Below are 5,818 nucleotides of genomic sequence, written 5' to 3' on the forward strand. Positions count from 1 at the left end.
GATGCTGCTGTCGCTGCTGCCGTAGCGGCCGTAGCGGCCGATGTCGCTGCCGTTGCTGCTGCAGTCGCCGCCGTTGCGGCCTGCTGAGCGTTGCTCGCGCTCGTTGTCGCTGCCAATGACTCTTGCCGTGATTGCGATAACGCGGTCTTGACCTCTTGTTCCACGCGGTCAATCGACTTCCGCAAACGTGCGGCTGCGTCGGCGTTGTCCTTGTGCAGATGGGCGTCCTTCTCCATCGTAGCCACGCGTGTCACGATACCGTCGAATCCCGTGACGGCTCGGTGGGTGCGTTGTGCCAACCCGTCGAGTTCGCGGCGCACATTGTCGACCTCCTTGGCCGAAGCCGATAGCGCGACAGATCGACTCATGTCCTCGAACTTGTTGCGCAGTCCGCGCATGTCGGCCGTGACGCCCTCGATGCGCTGGCGGATGTCCTTCATGTCGACATCGTAGTTCCGGCACTGCGCTGTGATGCTGTCGATGTCGCCCACGACGGCGTCGACTTTCGTGTCGATGTCGCGCATGCGTTGGTGCAGCTTGCCTTGCTGGTTCCGGAGTTGTCCGGCCGACGCCTGGGCCGCCGAGTGGACCGCGTCGCCGATCTCCGTCGCTTGGCCGAGCACGCGTTCTTCCGTGTTCGCGAGGTTCGCAAAGTGTTCCTGCTCCATGCGGACCAATCGTGTGAACTGTGCGGCATCTCGCCCTGCGTTCACCTGCTTCATGCGTGACTCAAACATCTCGTTGCAGCGTGCGTACATCGCCACGTTCTGCTCCTGCATGTTCGACTGCAGTTTGGCGAGCCGCTGCACAACACCGATCTCGGTCTGTTGCACGCGCTGCTGCATGGCGTTCATGAAGGCCATGCCCTGGTCGTTGAACTGGGCGTTCATCTCCTGCGTAAGCTGTCCGATACGTGCGTGGACTTGCTCATCGCGCCCGCGCACTTCTACCAGCGCGTGGTTGATGATGTCGCGGTTCATGCCGTCGTTGAGGTTGATGACTGCCAGCGTCTCTTCCGCGAGCTCGCGGATCGCTTCTCCGACTTGGCCGTCGACGTACGTCGACGCCTGTGCCGCGAGTTCCGCCATGGCCGACTGCATGTCGGCGTTCACGTCCGAACGAAACGCGACGTCGCCTGCCGAGTGTGCCATCAGGCGAAGCACCGTCAGTTGCTCTTCGTTGCTCATCGGCTCGCCTTGGTCGCGCCATCGCGCGATCGCTGTGTTCCCGAACGCGACTGCGTCCCGGTACTGCTGGAGCAATTGCTCTTGCGATGCGCCAACAAGTGTGTTGCGCTCATCCGTGTACAACGTCACTACGCCGGAGTACCCGTTGTCGTCATCTTCGTTGGCCGCAGCGGCGTTCCGCGACGACTGTCGCGTTTGCATGCGTTGCGACATAGCACGGGGAAGGAAACGCCTGCGGTGATCAATCGCAAGGAATCCGGACCCGTGCCCTACCTTTGGGCCGAGGTGTCTAATCAAAAGAAGTGTTTGATAACGTAACGCAAGTGCGTGTGTACCAGATGCAATGCGGATGCGTATGAACAGAGGTTGAACCAGATGCGATGCAGATGCGTGAAGTGATGTGGCAAGCCTTGGTGAACGGATCGGATCAGATAAGAGACCGAAGGTCAATAGTTTGATCCTCACCTACAAGGCTTGATACGAGACCGGGATGTTTCGGTGTTGAGACCTGTTGAGTGCTCTTGCGAGCCGGGAGGTCGACTGACGAGTGGTTTGTGACCAGTGCCATGTAAACACGTGGCGCCGCCACCTCCCACCCTCATGTCGTTTGTGTGTTTGTGTCGTGTGTTGTCGTGTCTTTTTGTGTGTTGTTGGTGTCTTGTCGTGCCTAACCCGCACAAGCGTTGCTGGCTCGTTGCGCCAGGAGTAGCTCCTTAAGCTTCGTCGTATCGTCTTCGAGCCACGTGCGCTGGCGGCTGATGCCATCGGTCGGGTTGTCTGCCGACGCGACCCAGAAGCAATCCGCCGTGATGCGCTTGCTGGCCAACAGTTCGGCCATCGCCACGCGATACGGCTCCATGGTGTCCGACTTGGCCCACCGTCGCTGCTGCGTCGCGTACCATACCATGTTGTCCGTGAAGATGTCTACCTTCGACCACATGCGTCGCTGTGGCAATAATCGTGCAGTGTAGATCGTGGCCGCGGCCTCCGCCTCCGCCACACTGGTGAACTGCCCTGGTGCGAACGTGCCGCTCGCCGTCCATACCTGCCCGTACGGGTCTACGTACACGCCGCCGTACGACGTCAATGTTGCATCTGCAACGATCGTCCCAACGAACGGCACTGGATCGTGCTTGTCAGGTGCATTCGGTACCGTCTGGTCGGCAAGTTGGTGCAGCGCTGAAAAGTCCGCCGGTACGCCCGTGTTGACGTACTGGGCGACGCTGCGCATGATCGCTCGTACCGGTATCTGGACAACCTGCCCCGCTGCGATCGCCGCGCCTGCCAGTGACTTGGCTCGCGCGATCGTTGGTGCTGCTTTGTACCACTCGACCCGTGACTTGATGCGCGTCACGGTTGACTCGCGGATACGCACTGTATGTGCGACCATATCCATCACGATACCGCGGTGCTCGACCTGCGTCGATGGCGGCGTGGCGGTACCCACTGTCACGCTCGCCGTTGCGCACAACTCGTCGAATCGTGCCAGCACTCGCTGGAGCGTTGGTTCATCTTTGGCAAAGAATGCGACATCGTCGATAATCACATCCCATTCGGCTTCGCCGCGGGCCGCCATGATCGCTAGCGCCCTTGTGATCGAGTGAGCCGCTGGCGCGCTCGACTTGTGGCCCATCGCCGCTCTCGTCAGCGCGTAGTACTTGTCGCCCACCTTGACCACGTACTTCTCGCCGACTGCTTCACTCATCCTGAGTTGGTGGTAGAAACTCTTGAAGTCACGTGTTGCACCGACTTTGTTGCGTCGTGCCATACGTTTGAGCGTGTTCATAGAGTTAACCCTCATCATGCTTGGATGGAACACATGTGCCGCATCGTTGCCGGCGTGTGTGTGCATCAACGTGCGGTTCCGTGGAGCGCCTTTCTTGACCTCGCATGTGAACCGCAGCTTCGTCGTCGCTGCTCGTGGTGCGACTTCTCGCAAAAGCCCTGCTTCGCGGATGACGCTCAACTGCTCGTCCTTGACCTCACTTTCACCGACGTGTACGCTCGCGACCTTGTGCAGCGTCGGGTCGTTCAACCACTGTCGCACCGCGCGCAGCTGCGTGACTGTGGTGTCCGCTTCGCCCATCCTGTTCACCGCTACGGTGATGATGGCCTCGACGTCCAGTGGGAGCACCTTCGGTGCGTACACTGGCGCGTCTTTGTTCTCTGGCGCTTTCCATGGGGTCGTGTTGCGTTTGCCCACGTACGTGCGCGTGTCTGGCAGCAACAAGTCGTCCAAGCTCAGAGTTGGTCCGTCAGATGGAGGATTCGGTTCTGCTCGTACCGGCTTGCGGCTCCCGAGTCCAGGTACCCATAGAGGCCCTTGTCCGCCGTGTGTCGTGAGATGAGCCGGATGTCGGCCGGTTCCACGTCCATCTCCGCAAGCGTCATCAACGCTCCCCTTCGGAACGACCGGATCGCGAACGGTGCTCCTATCACTTTCGTGATCGGACGGTACAACTGTTCCGCCGTCTTGGTGAACATCATGTCGCCGTACCGGCACTCCGTCTGCCGTTGTCGAATCCACTCGTGCACCCTCTCGTGCTCCACGCGCGCCCACAGCGTGTACGCGCCTGTGCTGATGATCGTCTTTCCCGCCCGAAACGTCATCCGCACCGTTTCGCCGTCCGTCTCGACGTCGTCGACCCTCAGCTGCGTGATGCTCGTGAGCCGTGCTGCGGTCTTCCACATGAGGATGATGACTGTTGCAATCATCAGATCGTCGGTCCGATGCATTGCCCGTTCGACGTCCTCCGTCGTCAACGGTACCGCTTTCAGCGGCTTGTGAGCCACCAGTGCGATCTTCGCCGCTCGTGCCACTCCCTTGACGTCGCCCTGCATCTTGACATTTCTGCGTCTCAGTTCCGCTATCAGCGTCACCAAGTAGCTGTGCCTTGTGCCGACATTCCACTTCTGGCCCCACTGCCGCAACGCCATCGCCGTCACTGCGTCCGTCTTGGTTTGCCCCATGAAGTCCGCAAACAGCCGGTCCCGGCGGCGCCCCGTGCCTCGCGTAACCCCAAAGTGTTGCTGCGCGGGCGTTGCTTGTGACGAATCGCTTCCGTCGCTTCGCTCCTCGTCGTCGCTGCCACTCATGCCACGCTCCAAGCCCTCGCCGGGACGTGTGTCGAAACACGGTGTGCGGTGCGAAGGTGACGCGGGCGCGGACGTCGTCCGGCATTGACGCCATCTCTGTTGTCTCCACAACGTTGGTGCTTTTGGGATCGGGCGCACCTGGGCCCGCTGCCGAAAGGTCACAGCGGCCGGAGGCCTCCCCCTCCCCGCGTGTTGCTGCGGCTGCGTGTGCTGCGTGTCCCACTGCCGGCTTTGCCACGTCGACGCTTGCTGTTCGAGTCGCTGTCGCTGCCGTTCTCGGACGGTGAACGGGACCGTTCCGGTTGCTGCGTCGGCTGCTTCTTGTCGTCCCGTTGGTCTCGATCCTGCTGGTGGCCCCGCGGTGGCCGGGTCCCAGCTCGACCGCCACCGCCACCACCCCCCCGAGCCCCGCTCGGCTTGACCTTCTGCACGATGTCTGCGATGTTGTATCGGTGCAGGCACTTCCGGTATTTGGACATCATGTCGTTGAATGCGGCCGTCATCTGTGGGTTCAAGTAACCCGACTGCGTCTGCTCAAGACATGAGCACAGGAACAGACTGATCTTGTGGGCGTACGCTTCTGTCGCGCGGTGGAACTCGGTCCAATCCGCTGGGACCGTCGGGCTGCCTTCGATCACGTCCGTCATTGCCATCTGCATGAACCCCATGATGTCCGTCAACGTGTCGTCCCATGTTCCGAACAGGTTGTTGGGGTTGTACGCAATGCGCGTCACAGCGCGGACCATCGTGATTGCGCTGTCCTTGATGCCCTCGAGCGCTCCATCGACGATCACGTTGGTATCGTGCGCCCCCGTTAGCCGCAGCGCGTCTTCTCGCCACATGGCGCGGAGCGCTTCCGCCGCGTGCTTCAACGGTCCCGCGAAGATGAGCCGGTGCGGTTTCTCGTGGTTGTCGAGGTTGGCGTCGCCGTACATCACGTTGATCCAGTGCTTGCACACGGACGTCGGGTCATCGGGGCGTACCTGCACCTCCAAGCTGCGTGCGGGCGAGCCACTGTTGGTGTACGGGGCGTATCCTTGCGACCATCCTTGCGACTGCGGCGGTCCATACTGGTCGTCGTCGAACGGTCGGTTTCCAAACGGTCCTCGTGGCGCTGGTGCGAACGGCGCCTGCATGTGCCGTTGTTCGGCCCCCCGTTGCTGGAACGGGGCTGACGCTGCCGACGCGTGTGTTCCGTCGTATCGCGGTCGTTGCTGCCATCCTTGGTCGTAGTACGCACGCTGCTGCTGGCCTGGGTTGCGCTGCTGCTGCTGCTGCTGCTGCCGGCTCATCTGCGGCTGCGGTCCGAAGTACCCGTGCTGTTGCGACGGCTGCTGAAACGGCGGGGGTCCTGGTAGTTCTGCTGCGGCGGCGGCTGATTCTGCTGCGGCGGCCGGTCCTGAGGCACTTGGTTCTGCGACGACTGCTGATCTCGCGTCTGCGGGGGCCGTTGGAACGGTGGCTGATCCTGCGGTGGCGGCTGGTTCTGTTGCTGAGGCGGCTGATTCTGCGGTGGCTGCTGGTGTTGCGGCGGC

The 5,818-nt window shown here is 61.6% G+C and carries 5 protein-coding genes; 1 reads left to right on the plus strand and 4 read right to left on the minus strand.

All coding sequences use genetic code 11. The annotated features are described in order from the left end of the window. From Q9Q40_14510 to Q9Q40_14525, 4 genes are all read right to left on the minus strand, one after another. Nucleotides 1–1,187 (minus strand): hypothetical protein (locus Q9Q40_14510; GenBank protein ID MDQ7008431.1); only part of this gene is annotated, 1,187 nt, incomplete at its 3' end. Nucleotides 1,188–1,854: 667 nt separating this feature from the next. Further along, entirely contained in the window at nucleotides 1,855–3,426 is a 1,572-nt protein-coding gene (locus Q9Q40_14515) for a hypothetical protein (protein MDQ7008432.1), read from the minus strand. A 2-nt stretch (nucleotides 3,427–3,428) separates the two neighbouring features. Next, nucleotides 3,429–4,283 (minus strand): hypothetical protein, encoded by an 855-nt coding sequence (locus tag Q9Q40_14520; GenBank protein MDQ7008433.1) that lies wholly within the window; start codon nucleotides 4,281–4,283, stop codon nucleotides 3,429–3,431. Nucleotides 4,284–4,441: 158 nt separating this feature from the next. Continuing rightward, entirely contained in the window at nucleotides 4,442–5,218 is a 777-nt protein-coding gene (locus Q9Q40_14525; GenBank protein MDQ7008434.1) for a hypothetical protein, read from the minus strand. 288 nt (nucleotides 5,219–5,506) lie between these two features. Between Q9Q40_14525 and Q9Q40_14530 the strand changes: the two genes are divergently transcribed. Further along, complete coding sequence (locus tag Q9Q40_14530) at nucleotides 5,507–5,641, plus strand: hypothetical protein (protein ID MDQ7008435.1); 135 nt, start codon at nucleotides 5,507–5,509, stop codon at nucleotides 5,639–5,641. Nucleotides 5,642–5,818 lie beyond the last annotated feature (177 nt).

This window comes from Acidobacteriota bacterium (genome assembly GCA_030949985.1).
GTDB lineage: Bacteria > Acidobacteriota > Polarisedimenticolia > J045 > J045 > JALTMS01.

Bases quoted from the DNA above. Each gene is read 5' to 3' on its own strand.
- Q9Q40_14520 (MDQ7008433.1), bottom strand. From the start codon at position 4,283: ATGAGTGGCAGCGACGACGAGGAGCGAAGCGACGGAAGCGATTCGTCA.
- Q9Q40_14525 (MDQ7008434.1), bottom strand. From the start codon at position 5,218: ATGTACGGCGACGCCAACCTCGACAACCACGAGAAACCGCACCGGCTC.